This is a genomic window from Agromyces indicus, from assembly GCF_031432295.1.
Taxonomy (GTDB): domain Bacteria; phylum Actinomycetota; class Actinomycetes; order Actinomycetales; family Microbacteriaceae; genus Agromyces; species Agromyces indicus.
The window spans coordinates 375773-393905 of record NZ_JAVKGS010000004.1 but is presented as its reverse complement, the minus strand read 5'-3'; the positions used below and the strand labels follow the sequence as shown (position 1 = coordinate 393905).

The 18133-nt window shown below is 70.2% G+C and carries 17 protein-coding genes; 9 read left to right on the top strand and 8 right to left on the bottom strand.

What is annotated here, in order from left to right; translation table 11 throughout:
- A partial coding sequence (locus tag RH861_RS15090) for an FGGY family carbohydrate kinase (RefSeq protein WP_310521681.1) occupies positions 1-902 on the top strand: 902 nt, incomplete at its 5' end.
- On the opposite strand, the gene RH861_RS15085 is transcribed toward RH861_RS15090, so the two are convergent.
- The 8 genes from RH861_RS15085 to sdhC all read right to left on the bottom strand — a co-directional run bounded on the left by RH861_RS15085 (position 899) and on the right by sdhC (position 8423).
- Entirely contained in the window at positions 899-1696 is a 798-nt protein-coding gene (locus RH861_RS15085) for an HAD family hydrolase (protein ID WP_310521680.1), read from the bottom strand. The genes RH861_RS15090 and RH861_RS15085 overlap by 4 nt on opposite strands.
- Entirely contained in the window at positions 1693-2703 is a 1011-nt protein-coding gene (trpS, locus tag RH861_RS15080) for a tryptophan--tRNA ligase (RefSeq protein WP_310521679.1), read from the bottom strand. The genes RH861_RS15085 and trpS overlap by 4 nt, the downstream gene beginning before the upstream one ends.
- Before the next feature lie 4 nt (positions 2704-2707).
- The gene (locus RH861_RS15075; protein WP_310521678.1) at positions 2708-3562 is read right to left on the bottom strand and encodes an exodeoxyribonuclease III; all 855 of its coding nucleotides are present in this window, start codon (positions 3560-3562) and stop codon (positions 2708-2710) included.
- A 10-nt stretch (positions 3563-3572) separates the two neighbouring features.
- A complete protein-coding gene (locus RH861_RS15070; RefSeq protein WP_310521677.1) occupies positions 3573-4868 on the bottom strand; it encodes a YihY/virulence factor BrkB family protein in 1296 nt (431 codons plus the stop codon).
- Between the two features lie 87 nt (positions 4869-4955).
- Positions 4956-5723: a succinate dehydrogenase iron-sulfur subunit gene (locus RH861_RS15065; protein WP_067947992.1), complete on the bottom strand. Its 768-nt coding sequence runs from the start codon at positions 5721-5723 to the stop codon at positions 4956-4958.
- A gap of 1 nt (position 5724) precedes the next feature.
- Complete coding sequence (gene sdhA / locus RH861_RS15060) at positions 5725-7536, bottom strand: succinate dehydrogenase flavoprotein subunit (protein ID WP_310521676.1); 1812 nt, start codon at positions 7534-7536, stop codon at positions 5725-5727.
- Positions 7537-7543: 7 nt separating this feature from the next.
- Entirely contained in the window at positions 7544-7990 is a 447-nt protein-coding gene (locus RH861_RS15055) for a succinate dehydrogenase hydrophobic membrane anchor subunit (protein WP_310521675.1), read from the bottom strand.
- A 10-nt stretch (positions 7991-8000) separates the two neighbouring features.
- Positions 8001-8423, bottom strand: a complete 423-nt coding sequence (gene sdhC, locus RH861_RS15050) for a succinate dehydrogenase, cytochrome b556 subunit (protein ID WP_082847107.1) — start codon at positions 8421-8423, stop codon at positions 8001-8003.
- A 138-nt stretch (positions 8424-8561) separates the two neighbouring features.
- Here sdhC and RH861_RS15045 point away from each other — a divergent pair, with 138 nt between their 5' ends.
- The 8 genes from RH861_RS15045 to RH861_RS15010 all read left to right on the top strand — a co-directional run bounded on the left by RH861_RS15045 (position 8562) and on the right by RH861_RS15010 (position 18098).
- Complete coding sequence (locus tag RH861_RS15045) at positions 8562-9680, top strand: mannose-1-phosphate guanylyltransferase (protein ID WP_310521674.1); 1119 nt, start codon at positions 8562-8564, stop codon at positions 9678-9680.
- 27 nt (positions 9681-9707) lie between these two features.
- Positions 9708-10763, top strand: a complete 1056-nt coding sequence (locus tag RH861_RS15040; RefSeq protein ID WP_310521673.1) for a BMP family lipoprotein — start codon at positions 9708-9710, stop codon at positions 10761-10763.
- Positions 10764-10940: 177 nt separating this feature from the next.
- Entirely contained in the window at positions 10941-12047 is a 1107-nt protein-coding gene (locus tag RH861_RS15035) for a BMP family lipoprotein (RefSeq protein WP_248598282.1), read from the top strand.
- 155 nt (positions 12048-12202) lie between these two features.
- Positions 12203-13741, top strand: a complete 1539-nt coding sequence (locus RH861_RS15030) for an ABC transporter ATP-binding protein (protein ID WP_310521672.1) — start codon at positions 12203-12205, stop codon at positions 13739-13741.
- Positions 13738-15051 carry an ABC transporter permease gene (locus RH861_RS15025; RefSeq protein ID WP_310521671.1) on the top strand — a complete coding sequence of 438 codons (1314 nt, stop codon included), beginning with the start codon at positions 13738-13740 and terminating at the stop codon, positions 15049-15051. The genes RH861_RS15030 and RH861_RS15025 overlap by 4 nt, the downstream gene beginning before the upstream one ends.
- A complete protein-coding gene (locus tag RH861_RS15020) occupies positions 15048-16367 on the top strand; it encodes an ABC transporter permease (protein ID WP_310521670.1) in 1320 nt (439 codons plus the stop codon). Before RH861_RS15025 ends, RH861_RS15020 begins: the two co-directional genes overlap by 4 nt.
- A 13-nt stretch (positions 16368-16380) precedes the next feature.
- Positions 16381-16800: a cytidine deaminase gene (locus tag RH861_RS15015; protein WP_310521669.1), complete on the top strand. Its 420-nt coding sequence runs from the start codon at positions 16381-16383 to the stop codon at positions 16798-16800.
- Positions 16797-18098, top strand: a complete 1302-nt coding sequence (locus RH861_RS15010; protein ID WP_310521668.1) for a thymidine phosphorylase — start codon at positions 16797-16799, stop codon at positions 18096-18098. Before RH861_RS15015 ends, RH861_RS15010 begins: the two co-directional genes overlap by 4 nt.
- Positions 18099-18133 lie beyond the last annotated feature (35 nt).

Sequence of the window (18133 nt, the reverse complement as noted above, 5' to 3'; positions counted from 1 at the left end):
TCCTCGGCATCTTCGGCGTGCCGCGCTCGATGATGCCGGAGATCCGCTCCTCCTCGGAGGTGTACGGCACGGTCGAGGAGTCGAGCCTGCTGCGCGAGACGCCCATCGCCGGCATCCTCGGCGACCAGCAGGCCGCGACGTTCGGCCAGGCCGCGTTCGCCGCGGGCGAGGCCAAGAACACCTACGGCACCGGCAACTTCCTGATCTTCAACACGGGCGAGGAGATCGTCCACTCGAAGAACGGGCTGCTGACGACGGTCGGTTACAAGCTCGGCGACCAGCCCGTGCACTACGCACTCGAGGGGTCGATCGCCGTCACCGGCTCGCTCGTGCAGTGGCTGCGCGACAACCTCGGCCTCATCTCGTCGGCCGCCGAGGTCGAGGAGCTCGCGAAGTCCGTCGAGGACAACGGCGGGGCGTACTTCGTGCCCGCGTTCTCGGGCCTGTTCGCGCCGTACTGGCGTCCGGACGCGCGCGGTGCCCTCGTCGGCCTCACGCGCTACGTGAACAAGGGCCACATCGCCCGGGCCGCGCTCGAGGCCATCGCCTTCCAGACGCGCGACGTGGTGGAGGCCGTGAACGCCGACGCCGGCATCGACCTCACCGAACTCCGCGTCGACGGCGGCGCGACGGCCAACGACACGCTGCTCCAGTTCCAGGCCGACATCCTGGGCGTCCCGGTCGTCCGCCCGGTCGTCGCGGAGACGACCGCGCTCGGCGCCGCGTACGCCGCCGGGCTCGCGGTCGGGTTCTGGTCGGACCTCGACGACCTCGCCAAGAACTGGCAGGAGGACCGCCGCTGGACGCCGTCGATGGACGCCGACGAGCAGGGCCGCTTGGTCCGCAACTGGAAGAAGGCCGTCACGAAGACCCTCGACTGGGTCGACGACGACGTCCGCTAGTCGCCGCCGAGCCGCGCGGCGAGGAGCGCGGGGAGCTCGGCGAGCGTGCGGATCTCATGCACGCCCGCCGCAGCGGCATCCGCGGCCTCGTCGTCGGCGGGGCGCAGGCCGGGCCGGTTGAGCCAGACGCCGACCAGCCCGGCCTCCGCCGCGCCGATCGCATCGGTGCGCAGCCGGTCGCCCACGTAGGCGGCGCGAGACACGGGCGCGTCGGCCGCGAACCGCGCGACCGCCGCTGCGAAGATGCGCGGGTCGGGCTTCGCGACGCCCTCGGCACCGGATGCCACGAGGTGGGCGATGCGCCCCGGGTGACCCACCTCGAGCCCGAGCCGCACGAGCTTGGCGAGCTGGAACTCGAACTCGCCGTTCGTGATGATGCCGAACCGCACGCCGGGCAGCACCGTCTCCAGCGCGTCGAGCGCGGGGTGCACGTCGTCGTGGAGCGCCCACGCCTCGCGGTACCGCTCGAAGTACGAGCTGAACCAGGCGCCCGCCGCCTCGTCGTCGACCTGCTCGCCGTGGGCCAGCGCGAAGTCGGTGGCCCGCGCCCGACGCTGCTGCTCGAACGTCAGGTCTCCGGCGAGGTACGCGTGGTAGTGCCGTTCCTCGAGCTCGTGCCACAGCGCCTGCGCCGCCGCGAGGTCACCGGCGTACGCTCGCTCCCGCATGTGCAGCGCGATGCCGGCGGCGACGGCCTCGCGATGCGCCATGAGCGTGTCGTCGAGGTCGAAGAGGACGACCGGCCCGCCGCCGGCTGTTCCGACCGCACCCGACGCGGAGTCGACGCTGCTCACCGCCGGCGGAGGAAGCCCACGCGGTCGTACACCCGGGCGAGCGTCTGCTCGGCCCGCTCGGACGCCTTGTCGGCGCCGATCGCGAGCAGCCGGTCGAGCTCGGCCGGGTCTTCCATCAGCTCGAGCGTGCGCTCCCGGATCGGCGCGACGCGCTCGACGACGACCTCGGCGAGGTCCTTCTTGAGGTCGCCGTAGCCGCGACCGTCGTACTCCGCCTCGAGCTCGGGGATCGCGCGCCCGGTGACCGTCGCGTAGATGTCGAGCAGGTTGGCGATGCCGGGCTTCGCCTTCGGGTCGTAGCGGATCTCGCGCTCGGTGTCGGTGACCGCGCTCCTGATGCGCTTGGCGATGACCTTCGGGTCGTCCATCAGGTTGATCAGCCCGTTCGGGCTCGACGCCGACTTCGACATCTTGGCCGTGGGCTCCTGGAGGTCGTAGATGCGAGCCGACTCCTTCGGGATCATCGCCTCGGGGACGACGAACGTGTCGCCGAACCGCGAGTTGAAGCGGCCCGCGAGGTCGCGCGTGAGCTCCAGGTGCTGACGCTGGTCGTCGCCGACGGGCACCAGGTGCGTGCCGTACAGCAGGATGTCGGCGGCCATGAGCACCGGATAGGTGAACAGGCCGACGGTCGTCGCCTCGGCGCCGTACCGCGTCGACTTGTCCTTGAACTGGGTCATGCGGCTCGCCTCGCCGAAGCCCGTGAGGGTGCCCAGCACCCAGGCGAGCTCGGTGTGCGCCGGCACGTGCGACTGCACGAAGAGCGTGGAGCGCTCGAGGTCGACGCCGGCCGCGAGGTACTGCGCCGCCGTGCGGCGGGTCGCCTCGCGCAGCGCGTCGGGCTCCTGCGGCACCGTGATCGCGTGCAGGTCGACCACGCAGTAGATCGGGTCGTGGTCGTCCTGCAGGGCGACCCAGTTCACGAGCGCGCCGAGGTAGTTGCCGAGGTGGAGCGAGTCGCCGGACGGCTGCATGCCGGAGAAGACGACGGGACGTGCGGAGTTCATGGATTCAGGAGTCCTCAGGGGTCGGAATGGCGTAGTCGACGACGACGGGGGCGTGGTCGGACCATCGCTGGTCGTAGGCGTCGGCGCGGTCGACCGAGTACGCCTGCACCAGGTCGGCCAGCGCGGGCGTCGCGAGCTGGTAGTCGATCCGCCAGCCGCTGTCGTTGTCGAACGCCTTGCCGCGCCACGACCACCACGTGTACGGGCCGGGCACGTCGCCGGCGACCCGACGGCCCACGTCGACCCAGCCGAGGCCCGCGCCGTCGTTGTAGCGCTCGTCGTCCTCCGAACCCATGAACCGGTCGAAGTACGCGCGTTCCTCGGGCAGGAAGCCGGCCCGCTTCACGTTGCCCTTCCAGTTCTTGATGTCGAGCGTGCGGTGACCGACGTTGAGGTCGCCCACGACGACCGCGAGCTCGTGCTCGGCGAGTTGCGTCATCCGCTCGCTCATCGCGTCGAGGAAGCGGTACTTGTCGACCTGCTTGGGCGAGTCGGCCTCACCCGAGGGGACGTAGCAGCTCACGACCGTGACGATGCGCCCGCCGACCTCGTAGTCGGCTTCGAGCCAACGGCCGGCGGTGTCGTGGTCGGTCTCGCCGAGCTCCACCCGGTGGATGTGCGCGTCGGCGCGACTCGCGATCGCCACGCCCGCGCGGCCCTTCGCGGTGGCCGGGTCGTGCAGGATGCTCCACTCGTCGCCGAGCAGGTCGGCCAGGTCGTCGGTCGACGCGCGGACCTCCTGCAGGGCGAGGAGGTCGACATCGCGCGCGGCCAGCCAGTCGCCCATGCCTCGGCGGAACGCCGCGCGGACCCCGTTCACGTTGGCGGTGGCGACACGGAGCATCGAGGCGGGGGGCATGCCTTCGATCCTAGGCGAGCCCCCCGACGTCCCGGTTCCGGCGACGCCCGCGCCGCCGCCGCGCGGCCGCCGCCTCGGCCGCCGCCTGATCGAGTGCCCGCTCGGCGTCGGCGACCGCGAGCTCCGCGTCGGCCAGGTCGGCCTCCGCGCGCGTCAGCCGCCGTCGGCCGCGCAGCCACCCGAACCATCCGGACTCCTCCATGGCGTCGCGGATCGTGCGTACTTCGCGTCGACGCTCGGCCGCGTCGGCCCGGCGCTCCGCGAGCAGCGCCTCGGCCGCCCGCTGGTCCGGCGTCACCGGACGCAGCGTGTCGTTCGCGTCGGCCGTCTCGATCGCGATCCAGGCGGCGGCGACGAGGATCACGATGCTCGCGATGCGGAACCACAGCAGCAGCCCGATGAACACCGTGAACGTCGCCAGCAGCGGGTTGTTCGTCGTGGCCGTCACGAGGAAGCCGCCCAGCACGTGCAGGACGCTGAGCGCCGCCGAGCCGAGGAGCGAGCCGATCCACATGCGCCGCCACGGCACGGCCGCTCCCGAGAGGAACCGGAACAGGACGGCGAGGGCCACGGTGTCGATGACGAACACCACGACGAGCGATCCGAACCGCAGGCCGCCCGACATCACCGGCGAGGCCGCTTCGGTCGAGAGGCCCAGCAGGTCGAGGAACGCGTCGAGGAGGGTCGTGGCGACGATCGAGAGCAGCGCGGCCACGACGAGGGCGATGCCGAAGCCGAGCGAGGCGAGGAAGTCGCGCGCCTTCAGCAGGACGTACGGCCGGTCGTCGCGCGGCAGGCCGAAGGTGCTCCGCACCGCGAGCCTCGTATAGGTGATCCAGCTGATCGCCGTCCAGATCAGGCCCGCGAGGGCCACGGCGCCCGTCAGACCGAACAGGCTCGTGCTCGCCTCGGTCACCTCGACCAGGTCGTCGGTCGTGATGAGGCCCTTCGGGCCGATGAGTCCGGGCGCGTAGGTGTTGATCAGCGTGATGAGGGCGTCCAGCGTGTCCGGGCTCGACACGAGCCAGAGCCCGGCGATCGCGAATGCCACGTAGATCGCGGCGAACGTCGCGAACAGCGCCTGGTAGCTCATGCCCGCCGACAGCAGGAACCCGTTGCGCTGCAGGAAGTGCCGCCAGACGCGCACGGGGAAGATCTGCATCGTGCGCCGGGTGAGGTTCGTCACCCGCGCGATCGGCTCGTCGAGGCGCAGCCTGAGCTCGCGCCCGTTCATCGGCTCCGCGCGGGGCGCCACCGCGGCGCCGCTCGCGTCGCCGTCGGGTCGCCCCGCTCCGCGTCGTCCCACGCGATCACCCTAGCCAGTGCGCGGCCCCGGACACGACGACGGGCCCGGCGTCCGCTGACGCCGGGCCCGTGCCGTCGATGCTGCCCGCTAGGGCTTGCCGCGCATGATCGCCTGCTTGACCTCGGCGATGGCCTTGGTGACCTCGATGCCGCGGGGGCACGCGTCGGTGCAGTTGAAGGTCGTGCGGCAGCGCCACACGCCCTCCTTGTCGTTCAGGATGTCGAGGCGAACCTTCGCCTCGTCGTCGCGCGAGTCGAAGATGAAGCGGTGGGCGTTCACGATCGCCGCGGGGCCGAAGTACTGCCCGTCGGTCCAGAACACCGGGCACGACGACGTGCAGGCGGCGCAGAGGATGCACTTGGTGGTGTCGTCGAACCGCGCCCGCGAGGCGACGTCCTGGATGCGCTCCTTGCCCGGCTCGGGAGTGGTGCGCGCCTGCAGGAACGGCTGCACCTCGCGGTAGCTCGCGAAGAACGGCTCCATGTCGACGACGAGGTCCTTCTCGAGCGGCAGGCCCTTGATCGCCTCGACGTAGATCGGCTTCGAGATGTCGAGGTCCTTGATCAGCGTCTTGCAGGCGAGGCGGTTGCGGCCGTTGATGCGCATGGCGTCCGAGCCGCAGATGCCGTGCGCGCACGACCGGCGGAAGGTCAGTGACCCGTCCTGCTCCCACTTGATCTTGTGCAGCGCGTCGAGCACCCGGTCGGTCGCGTACATCTCGACGTCGAAGTCCTGCCAGCGCGGCTCCGAGTCGACCTCGGGGTCGTAGCGGCGGATCAGGAACGTGACGGTGAAGGACTGGATCGCGGCATCCGCCGACCCGGCCGACGTGTTCTCGAGCGTGGCGGTCGTCACGTCAGTACTTCCTCTCCATGGGCTGGTATCGGGTGATCGTCACCGGCTTCCAGTCGAGCCGGATGTGGTCGGAGGCGATCGACGAGTGGGGGTCGCCCGACAGGTAGGCCATCGTGTGCTGCATGAACCGCTCGTCGTCGCGGTCGGGGAAGTCGTCGCGCATGTGGCCGCCGCGGCTCTCCTCGCGGTTCGCGGCGGACTCGACGACGACCTCGGCGAGGTCGAGGAGGAAGCCGAGCTCGACGGCCTCGAGCAGGTCGGTGTTGAACCGCTTCCCCTTGTCTTGCACGGCGATGTTGCGGTAGCGCTCGCGCAGGCCGGCGATGACGGATGCCACGTGGGCGAGCGACTCCGCGGTGCGGAACACCTGCGCGCCCTTGTCCATCTCGTCCTGGAGCTCCTTGCGGATCGCGGCGATGCGCTCGGTGCCGTTCGAGTCGCGGAGCATCTCGAGCATGCGGCGCACGTCGCCGGCCGGGTCGGCCGGGAGCGGCGTGAAGTCGACGCCGGAGTTGACGTACTCGACCGCGTTGCGACCGGCGCGCTTGCCGAAGACGTTGATGTCGAGCAGCGAGTTCGTGCCGAGCCGGTTGGAGCCGTGCACCGAGACGCAGGCGCACTCGCCGGCCGCGTAGAGCCCCGGCACGACGGTGGTGTTGTCGCGGAGCACCTCGGCGTTGACGTTGGTCGGGATGCCGCCCATGGCGTAGTGCGCGGTCGGCATCACGGGCACCGGCTCGTAGACCGGGTCGACGCCGAGGTAGGTGCGGGCGAACTCGGTGATGTCGGGCAGCTTGGTCTCGAGGACCTCGGCGCCGAGGTGCGTGCAGTCGAGCAGCACGTAGTCCTTGTTCGGACCGGCGCCGCGCCCTTCCGCGACCTCCTGCACCATGCATCGGGCGACGATGTCGCGCGGCGCGAGGTCCTTGATCGTCGGCGCGTAGCGCTCCATGAACCGCTCGCCGGACGCGTTGCGGAGGATCGCGCCCTCGCCGCGCGCGCCCTCGGTGAGGAGGATGCCGAGGCCGGCGAGGCCGGTCGGGTGGAACTGGAAGAACTCCATGTCCTCCAGCGGCAGGCCCTTGCGCCAGATGATGCCGACGCCGTCGCCCGTGAGCGTGTGGGCGTTCGACGTCGTCTTGTAGATCTTGCCGAAGCCGCCGGTGGCGAAGATCATGGCCTTGGCCTGGAAGACGTGCAGCTCGCCGGTCGCCAGCTCGTAGGCGACGACGCCCGACGGCTGCGGGACGCCGTCGACCTCGGTCATGACCAGGTCGAGCGCGTAGAACTCGTTGTAGAACTCGATGCCGAGCTTGACGCAGTTCTGGAACAGCGTCTGCAGGATCATGTGACCCGTGCGGTCGGCCGCGTAGCACGCGCGGCGGACCGGCGCCTTGCCGTGGTCGCGCGTGTGGCCGCCGAACCGGCGCTGGTCGATCTTCCCGTCGGGCGTGCGGTTGAACGGCAGGCCCATGTTCTCGAGGTCGATGACCGCGTCGATCGCCTCGCGCGCCAGGATCTCGGCCGCATCCTGGTCGACGAGGTAGTCACCGCCCTTGACGGTGTCGAACGTGTGCCACTCCCAGCTGTCCTCCTCGACGTTCGCGAGGGCGGCCGCCATGCCGCCCTGCGCCGCGCCCGTGTGCGAGCGGGTCGGGTAGAGCTTCGAGATGACGGCGGTGCGCGCGCCGGGGCCGGCCTCGATCGCGGCGCGCATGCCGGCGCCGCCGGCGCCCACGATGACGATGTCGAACTGGTGGTGGTGCACGCCGTCGACGATCGTCGACTCGGCGCTGGCGTTCTGGGGGTTCACGTGACTCCTATGCGGCGGGGCAGAACGAGGGGAGCAGGTCGGCGGGCGATCCGGCGGGGCACGGGTCGAAGGTGAACACGACCAGCGTGCCGAGCACGAGCAGCACGGCGACGGATGCCACGAGCGCGAGCTTCAGCACCTTCTGCACGGTGCCCGGGTTCGTGTAGTCGTTGATCAGCGTGCGCATGCCGTTGGCGCCGTGGATCAGGGCCAGCCAGAGCATGAGGACGTCCCACCACTGCCAGAACGGCGAGGCCCACTTGCCGGCGACGAAGCCGAAGTCGATCGCCTTCACGCCCTCGCCGACCATGAGGTTGGCGAAGAGGTGGCCGAAGACGAGCACGAGCAGGATCACGCCGGAGGCGCGCATGTAGATCCAGCCCCACTTCTCGACGTTGACGCCGCGGCGAGGCGCCGGCCGGGCGGGAGTGCGCGGGGATTCGATGACGGTCATCTCGGCGCTCCTAGTGGCTGAAGACGTTGATGAGGTGGCGCGGGGTGAACGCGAGCATGGTCAGCACCCACAGGCCGATGACGACGTAGAAGAGGACCTTCTGGTTGCGCGTGGCCCACGACCAGAAGTCGACCAGGATGACGCGGATGCCGTTGTACGCGTGGAACACGATCGCTCCCACGAGCGCGACCTCGCCGAGGCCCATGATGGGCGTCTGGTAGGCGGCGATCACCGCGTTGTACGCCTCGGGGCTCACCCGGACCAGCGAGGTGTCGAGGATGTGCACGAGGAGGAAGAAGAAGATCGCGACTCCCGTGATCCGGTGCAGCACCCACGACCACATACCCTCGCGGCCGCGGTAGAGCGTGCCGCCCGGCTTCTCGGTCGCCGGCTTCTCGGGTGCGGTCGGGGTCCGTGTCGTCGTTGTTGACATGGACAACCCTCCTGGCGGTGTGCGTCGCCCGACTGTGGGCGTGACGGGACCGATGGCCCGGGTTCGAGTCTAATCCCGACTCGAGCGTGCTCCGGTCGCCGCCGTGTCCACCCGTCGGCCCGCCGCTATCCTGAGCGGATGCGACAGGCACCCCTCGACCGCTTCTACAGCGTCATCCCCGCGGGCGGGGTCGGCTCCCGGCTCTGGCCGCTCTCGCGCGCCGACGCCCCCAAGTTCCTGCACGACCTCACCGGATCGGGCCAGACCCTGCTGCGCGACACGTGGGAGCGGCTGGCCCCGATCTCGGGCGAGCAGCGCATCATGGTCGTCACCGGGCGCGCCCATCGCGCGGCCGTGGAGGCGCAGCTGCCGGAACTCGCCGACGAGAACATCGTGCTCGAGAGCGAGCCGCGCGACTCGACCGCCGCGATCGGCCTGGCGGCCGCCATCCTCGAACGCCGCGAACCGGGCGTCATCATCGGCTCGTTCGCCGCCGACCACGTGATCTCGGGTTCGACGCTCTTCCGCGAGGCGGTGACCGCGGCCGTCGCCGTCGCCGACGCCGGATACATCGCGACGATCGGCATCACGCCGACCGAGCCCGCCGTGGGCTTCGGCTACATCGAGTGCGGGGATCCGCTCGAGCTGGGCGGCCACGAGCACGTCTCGGCGGTGTCGAGCTTCGTCGAGAAGCCCGACCTCGAGACCGCGAAGCGCTACCTCGACGGCGGCCGGCACCTCTGGAACGCCGGCATGTTCATCGCGCGCGCCGACCTGCTCCTCGCCGAGATCGCGCGCACCGAGCCCGAGCTGCACGCCGGCCTCGTCGAACTCGCCGCCGCGTGGGACGATCCGGCGACGCGCGGCCCGGCGGTCGACCGCATCTGGCCGACGCTCGAGAAGATCGCGATCGACTACTCGGTGGCGGAGCCGGCCGCGGCGGCCGGCCGCATGGCGGTCATCCGCGGTCACTTCCAGTGGGACGACGTGGGCGACTTCGCCTCGCTCGCCAAGCTCAACACCGCCGGACGCTCGGGGGAGCTCGCCATCCTCGGAGAGAACGCGCGGGTCCTCGCCGACGCGTCGAGCGGCATCGTCGTGAGCCGCGCCGACCGCGTCATCAGCCTCATCGGCGTGCGCGATATCGTCGTCGTGGACACGCCCGACGCACTCCTCGTCACCACGAGCGAGCACGCGCAGCGGGTGAAGGCGGTCGTCGACGCCCTCCGGCTCGGCGGCTCGAACGACGTGCTCTAGGCGCGGGAAGGCGGTCGGCGGATGCGGATGCGCAGGTCAGTCCGGTTCGGAGTCGCCCTGGTGGCGGCATCCGTCGCCCTCGCGGGCTGCGCGCCGGCCCCGGAAGCCGGCGACGACGGCGCGACCGCCGACGGCTGCGTGCGGATGGTGACCAACTCGGGCGGCCTCGAGGACCGGTCGTTCAACCAGTCCACCTGGGAGGGGCTGCAGCAGGCCGAGGAGGAGTACGGCGTCGAAGCCGAGGCCCTCGTGTCGACGAGCGAGACCGACCTCGCCCCGAACGTCCAGCAGGCCGTCGACTCGGGCTGCGGCCTCATCGTCACCGTCGGCTACGAGCTCGCCGATGCGACGCTCGACCAGGCGGGCCGCAATCCCGACCTCGCCTTCGCGATCGTCGACGAGACGGTCGAGGCCGACAACGTCAAGCCGGTCGTGTTCGACACCGCGCAGGCGTCCTACCTCGCCGGCTACCTCGCGGCCGGCGTGACGAAGACCGGCGTGGTGGCCACCTTCGGCGGCGGCAACCAGCCGCCCGTGACCCTGTTCATGGACGGCTTCGTCGACGGCGTGGGCCGCTACAACGAGGTGCACGGAACGGACGTTCGGGCGCTCGGCTGGAACAAGGACCGCCAGGAGGGTTCGTTCACCGGCGACTTCGAGGACATCAACAAGGGCAAGGTGCTCACCGAGGGCTTCATCGACCAGGGTGCGGACGTGATCCTCCCCGTGGCCGGGCAGGTGGGCGAGGGCGCCGCCGCGGCGGCGGTCGAGCGGGACGGCGTGTCGATCATCTGGGTCGACAGCGACGGGTACGACACCCTCCCCGCCGAGTTCCGGCCGGTGCTGCTCACGAGCGTGCTGAAGAACACCCAGCAGGCGATGGTCGACATCGTCGGCGAGGTGCAGGACGAGACCTTCGACAGCGAGCCGTATGTCGGCACGCTCGAGAACGGCGGGGTCGACCTCGCGCCGTACCACGACCTCGAGTCGCTCGTCCCGCCGGAGCTGCAGGGCGAGCTCGAGGGCATCCGCCAGGCGATCATCGCCGGTGAACTCGTCGTCGAGTCGCCCTCGACCCCCTGAACGGATGCCGCGTCCCCCGCTCGGGGGTGAGGTCGCCCTGCTCATATGAGCAGAATGTCGCGGCTTCATAACCATTGCCCGATGGCCGAGCGGGACCCGTTCCGTGCGGCGCAACTTTGGGTAACGTGACCTCACGGTCCCCGAGACCCGTTCGGGGTGCGTCTTTTGGAGGACACAGTGACGTTCACGTTCAAGAAGGCCGCGTTCGGCGGCCTGGCGACGCTCGGTGCGGTCGCGCTGCTCGCCGGCTGCGCTTCGGCGCCCGAGGAGTCGGACGAGGCCGGCGGCGGCGAGGCGCTCGACTACCTGCCCTGCATGGTCTCCGACGCGGGCGGATTCGACGACAAGTCGTTCAACCAGCTCGGCCTCGAGGGCATGCAGCGTGCGGCCGAGGAGCTCGGCACGGAGTACATCGAGGTCGAGTCGGCCGCGGAGACCGACTACCCGTCGAACCTCCAGAACCTCGTCGACCAGGGCTGCAACACCATCGTCACCGTCGGCTTCCTGCTCGCGCCGGCCGCCCTCGAGTCGGCGACCGCGAACCCCGACGTCGAGTACGTCTCGATCGATGACACCGTCGACCAGGACTTCGACGGCACCACCGACGCCGAGAACATCAAGCCGATCATCTTCGACACCGCCCAGGCGGCGTTCCTCGCCGGCTACCTCTCGGCGGGCATGTCCGAGACCGGCGCCGTCGGCACCTTCGGCGGCATCAACATCCCGACCGTCTCGATCTTCATGGACGGCTTCGCCCAGGGCGTCGAGTACCACAACGAGCAGAAGGGCACCGACGTCCAGGTCATCGGCTGGGACCGCGCCGCGCAGGACGGCTCCTTCACCGGTGGCTTCGAGGCGAACGACACCGCTCGCCAGGTCGCGCAGGGCCTCATCGACCAGAACGTCGACGTGCTCCTGCCCGTCGGCGGCCCGATCTACCAGAGCGCCGCGGCCGCGATCCGCGACGCCGGCCGTGACATCGCCCTCATCGGCGTCGACGCGGACGTGTTCGAGACCGACCCGTCGGTCGGCGACCTCCTCCTCACCTCGATCCGCAAGGGCATCGACGTGGGCACCTACGAGGCGCTCGTCGCCGCCGGCAACGGCGAGTTCTCGGCCGAGCCGTTCATCGGCACGCTCGAGAACGAGGGCGTCGGCCTCGCGCCGTTCCACGACTTCGAGGACGCCGTCTCGGACGAGCTGAAGACGGAGCTCGAGGACCTGCAGCAGCAGATCATCGACGGCGACATCGTCGTCGAGTCCTACCTCGCTTCGCAGGAGTAGGCACACGTTCGGAGGGGGGTCGGCACAGCCGGCCTCCCTTCGTCGTTTCCGGCGGGTGCGCGACATCCGCAACATCTGAGCGGCCCCGGCCGCGCATCGGCGCACTTCGGCGCACGACCGCAGTGTTCGGCGGTCTGAGAACTAGGATCGGTGGCATGAAACTCGAACTCCGAGGAATCACGAAGAAGTTCGGTTCCCTGGTGGCGAACGACCACATCGACCTCACCGTCGAGGCGGGGGAGATCCACTGCCTCCTCGGAGAGAACGGCGCAGGCAAGTCGACGCTGATGAACGTCCTGTACGGCCTCTACCAGGCCGATGAGGGCGAGATCGCGCTCGACGGCCGAGTGCAGCACTTCGATGGGCCCGGTGACGCGATGCGGGCCGGCATCGGCATGGTGCACCAGCACTTCATGCTGATCCCCGTGTTCACGGTCGCCGAGAACGTCATGCTCGGGCACGAGCAGACGAAGGGACTCGGTCGTCTCGACCTGCCCGCGGCTCGCGCGAAGGTGCGCGAGATCAGCGAGCGGTTCGGGTTCGACGTCGACCCCGACGCCCTCGTCGACGACCTGCCGGTCGGCGTCCAGCAGCGCGTCGAGATCATCAAGGCGCTCTCGCGCGATGCGCGGGTGCTCGTGTTCGACGAGCCGACGGCCGTCCTGACCCCGCAGGAGACCGACGAGCTGATGGGCATCATGCGTCAGCTGAAGGAGTCCGGCGCGTCCATCGTCTTCATCACGCACAAGCTCCGCGAGGTCCGCGAGGTCGCAGATCGCATCACGGTGATCCGACTCGGCAAGGTCGTCGGCGAGGCAGCCCCGACCGCCTCCAACGCCGAGCTCGCCTCCCTCATGGTCGGGCGCGCGGTCGAGCTCACCGTCCACAAGGAGGAACCGAAGCTCGGCGACGAGGCGCTCACGGTCGAGCACCTGAGCGTCGTCGACCCGATCGGCCAGCTCGTCGTCAACGACGTGAGCTTCAGCGTGCGGCGCGGCGAGGTGCTCGCGGTCGCGGGCGTCCAGGGCAACGGCCAGACCGAGCTCACCGAGGCGCTCGTCGGACTGCAGCCCCGCGTGCAGGGCACCATCCGGCTCGACGGCGAGGACATCACCAAGAACTCCGTGCGCCGCATCCTCGACGCCGGCGTCGGCTTCGTCCCCGAGGACCGCAAGGAAGACGGCCTCGTGGGCGAGTTCTCCATCGCCGAGAACCTCATGCTCGACCGCGCCGAGGGTGCGCCGTTCGTCAAGGCCGGCAACGTGCAGCGCGGGTTCCTCGCCGAGTTCGCGAGGGACAAGGTCCAGGAGTTCGACATCCGCACGCCCGGGATCGACACCTGGGCGGGCCGCCTCTCCGGCGGCAACCAGCAGAAGGTCGTCCTCGCCCGCGAGCTGAGCCGCGACCTGCGCCTCCTCGTGGCCGCGCAGCCGACCCGCGGCGTCGACGTCGGGTCGATCGAGTTCATCCACAAGCGCATCCTCGAGACGCGCGACGAGGGCGTGCCGGTGGTCGTCGTCTCGACCGAGCTCGACGAGGTCACCGCGCTCGCCGACCGCATCATGGTCATGTACCGGGGTCGCGTCGTCGGCATCGTCCCCGGCGACACCCCCCGCGACGTGCTCGGCCTCATGATGGCCGGAGAGGCGCCCCCCTCCGCGTCCGCCCCCACCCCCGAAGGAGCCGTCGCATGAGCAACGTCAACGACCCCGACGTGGCATTGGAGACGGGCACGAAGGTGCCGCCGGACGAGCCGGTCCGCGAGCGCGAGCCCGCGGTCGAGCCGCCGTCGCGCTGGCACGAGGCCTTCCGGCGCATCACGACCGGCAACGCGATCATCTCGGTGCTCGCCGTGCTGCTCGCCCTCATCGTCGGCGCGATCATGATCGCCTTCACCGACGAGCGCGTGCAGTCGGCATCCGCCTACTTCTTCGCGCGGCCCGGCGACACGTTCGTCGCGATCTGGGATGCGGTCGGCGGCGCGTACGCGGCCTTCTTCCAGGGGTCGATCTACAACTTCCGCCGTGACGACTTCATCGCCGGCATCCGCCCGCTCACCGAGACGCTCAAGTTCGCGACGCCGCTCATCGCGGCGGGCCTCGGCGTGGGCCTCGCGTTCCGCGTCGGCATGTTCAACATCGGTGGACGCGGGCAGATGCTCCTCGCCGCCGCGGGCGCCGGTTGGGTCGCGTTCTCCTTCGACCTGCCGTGGGGCCTCCACATGATCGTCGCGGTCGTCGTCGGCCTCCTGGCCGGAGCGCTGTGGGCCGGGATCGCGGGACTGCTGAAGGCGCGCACGGGCGCGCACGAGGTCATCGTGACCATCATGCTGAACTACGTCGCCCTCTACCTCGTGTCGTGGATGCTGCGCACGCCCGGCCTGCTGCAGGCACCCGGGTCGAACAACCCGAAGACGCCGCCGATGAAGGACACGGCGATCTTCCCCGACCTGCTTCCGGGGCCCCAGCTGAACCTCCACTTCGGCTTCCTGCTGTCGATCGGCGCCGTCTTCCTCGTCTGGTGGATCCTCGACCGGTCGAGCCTCGGGTTCAAGTTCCGCGCAGTCGGCCACAACCCGAACGCGGCGCGCGTCGCCGGCATCAACGTCAAGTCGATGTACGTCTACGCGATGCTGATCTCGGGTGCGCTCGTCGGTCTCGCCGGCGTGCACCAGGTGCTCGGCACGGTCACGACCGGCTTCTCATCGGGCATCGACGCGGGCATCGGCTTCGACGCGATCACCGTGGCCCTGCTCGGCCGGTCGACGCCGTTCGGCATCCTCGCCGCCGGCCTGCTGTTCGGCGCGTTCAAGGCGGGCGGCTTCTCGATGCAGGCCGCCGAGGGCGTGCCGATCGACATCGTGCTCGTCGTGCAGTCGCTCATCGTGCTGTTCATCGCCGCGCCTCCGCTGGTCCGGGCCATCTTCCGACTGCCCCAGCCGGGCGCCAAGCCCAAGCCCAAGCGAACGCGGACCCCGCGCAAGGAGGAGGTGGCGGCGAAGTGACCGCTCCCACGCAGCACCACGCCACGACGTCCTCGCCCGGACTCGACACGACCGTCGTCGTCAGCTGGAAGGCCCCGATCGCGTTCGCGGTCGTCACCGTCCTCCTCGCCATCCTGTTCATCGCGTCACCGCACGCCGGGGACGCCACCTTCCGGCTCTCGACCGGCAGCGACCTCATCCAGCTCCCCGAACTGGTCCTGAACGGGATCGTGGCCACCTGGATCGGCGTCGTGATGCTCGCCGCCGTCACCGTGGCGTCCGCCGCGCTGGTCCGCGCGAAACGGCGCGTGCCGCTCTGGCTGCTCGTCGTCTTCGCCGTGATCGCCCTCATGGCCTTCCTCACCTGGGCCGCCGCCGGTGCACGGACCCCCATCGTCCCGATGCCGGGCCTGCTGGCCGGGGCGCTCAGCCTGTCGGTTCCGCTCATCTTCGGGGCCCTGTGCGGTGTGATCTCCGAGCGCGTGGGTGTCATCAACATCGCGATCGAAGGACAGCTGCTCGCCGGCGCATTCACCTCGGCGGTGATCGCCTCAGTGATCGGGCAGGGGATCCTCGGGCCGATCATCGGCCAAGTGGCTGGGCTCGCCGCTGCCGCGATCGCCGGCGTGCTCGTCGCCTTCGTGCTCGCCGCGTTCTCGATCAAGTACTTCGTCGACCAGGTCATCGTCGGCGTCGTGCTGAACGTGCTGGTCATCGGCCTCACGAGCTTCCTGTTCTCGCAGGTGCTCGCGCCGAACGCGAGCCTGCTGAACGCACCGCCGCGTCTCGAGCGCATCCCGATCCCGATCCTGTCGGAGATCCCGCTGATCGGGCCGATGTTCTTCCGGCAGACGATCATCATCTACGTCATGTACCTGATCGTCGCGCTGGTGTACTTCGGCCTCTTCCACACCAAGTGGGGTCTCCGGCTCCGCTCGGTCGGCGAACACCCGACGGCGGCCGACACGGTCGGCATCAACGTGACGCGCACCCGCTTCTGGAACGTCTCGCTGGCCGGTGCCATCGCGGGCCTCGGCGGCGCCTTCTTCACGCTCGGCGCGGTCGGCGCCTTCGGCAAGGAGATGACGGCGGGTGCCGGCTTCATCGCCCTCGCGGCCGTCATCTTCGGCCAGTGGGACCCCATCAAGGCGACCCTCGCGGCGCTGCTGTTCGGCTTCGCGTCGAACCTGCAGAACACGCTCTCGGTCATGGGCTCGCCGGTGCCCAGCGAGTTCATGCTGATGCTGCCGTACGTCGTCACCATCCTGGCCGTGGCCGGATTCGTCGGCAAGGTACGCGGCCCGGCCGCCGCCGGCAAGCCCTACATCAAGTCCTGACGACGGGAGCACCATGACCGCCCAGCACGCGATCGACTGGGACCACCTCCGCGAGATCGCCCGCGAGGCGATGGCGAAGGCGTACGTCCCCTACTCCCAGTTCCCGGTCGGCGCCGCCGCGATCGCGGACGACGGCCGGGTGGTGAGCGGATGCAACGTGGAGAACGCCTCGTACGGCGTGACACTCTGCGCCGAGTGCTCGCTGGTCTCCGCGCTGGTGATGTCGGGTGGCGGCAAGCTGACCGCGTTCACGTGCGTCGACGGGCACGGGAACGTCCTCATGCCGTGCGGGCGCTGCCGCCAGCTGCTCTACGAGCACTCGGCGGAGGGCATGCTGCTCGAGACCGTCTCGGGCGTGAAGACCATCGACCAGGTGCTGCCCGACGCCTTCGGGCCGCGCCAGCTCGCCGAGTTCCGAGGAGAGACCGAATGACCGCAGTCGAGGCGTTCGACGCCGTCGACCTGATCCGCACCAAGCGCGACCGCGGCGAGCTGTCGACCGACCAGATCGGCTGGCTCGTCGATGCCTACACGCGCGGGTACGTCGCCGACGAGCAGATGTCGGCGATGACCATGGCGATCTTCCTGAACGGCATGACGCGCCGCGAGATCCGCGACCTCACGATGGCGATGATCGCCTCGGGTGAGCGCATGGACTTCTCCGGGCTCGGCAAGCCCACGACCGACAAGCACTCGACGGGCGGCGTCGGCGACAAGATCACCCTGCCGCTCATGCCCCTGGTCGCCGCGTTCGGCGTCGCGGTGCCGCAGCTCTCGGGCCGGGGACTCGGACACACCGGCGGCACGCTCGACAAGCTCGAATCCATCCCCGGATGGCGCGCCGAGCTGAGCAACGACGAGATGTTCGCCCAGCTCCGCGACATCGGTGGAGTCATCTGCGCGGCGGGAGCCGGACTCGCCCCCGCCGACAAGAAGCTGTACGCCCTCCGCGACATCACCGGCACCGTCGAGGCGATCCCGCTCATCGCGTCGTCGATCATGTCGAAGAAGATCGCCGAGGGCACCGGGGCCCTCGTGCTCGACGTGAAGTTCGGTTCCGGAGCGTTCCTGCAGGACATCGAGCGCTCGCGTGAGCTCGCTCGCACCATGGTCGAACTCGGCGAGGACGCCGGCGTGGCCACGAGCGCGCTGCTGACCAACATGAGCGTGCCGCTCGGCCTCACGATCGGCAACGCCAACGAGGTGCGCGAATCCGTCGAGGTGCTCGCCGGCGGCGGACCCGCCGACATTCGCGAACTCACCGTGGCGCTCGCCCGCGAGATGCTCGCCCTCGCCGGACGACCCGACGAGGACGTGGAGGCCGCGCTCGACGACGGTCGCGCGATGGATACGTGGCGTGCCGCCATCCGGGCGCAGGGCGGGGATCCGGACGCGGACCTGCCGGTCGCGAAGGAGCAGCACGTCGTCACCGCCGACCGCGACGGCGTCCTCGTCCGGCAGGAGGCCCTGCCGTTCGGCATCGCCGCCTGGCGCCTCGGCGCCGGTCGCGCCCGCAAGGAGGACCCGGTCCAGCACGCCGCGGGCATCGACCTGCACGCGAAGCCCGGCGACGCGGTGCGCCAGGGGCAGCCGCTCTTCACCCTCCACGCCGACGAGCCGGCGCGCTTCGCGCGCGCCCTCGAGGTCGTCGAGGGCGCCTGGGCGATCGGCGATGCCGGCGACGAGGTGCACGACGGCGGTCCGCTCATCGCCGATCGCATCGGGCGCTGACGGCGGGAGAAATCCCTCACGTCGCCGACGCCTTC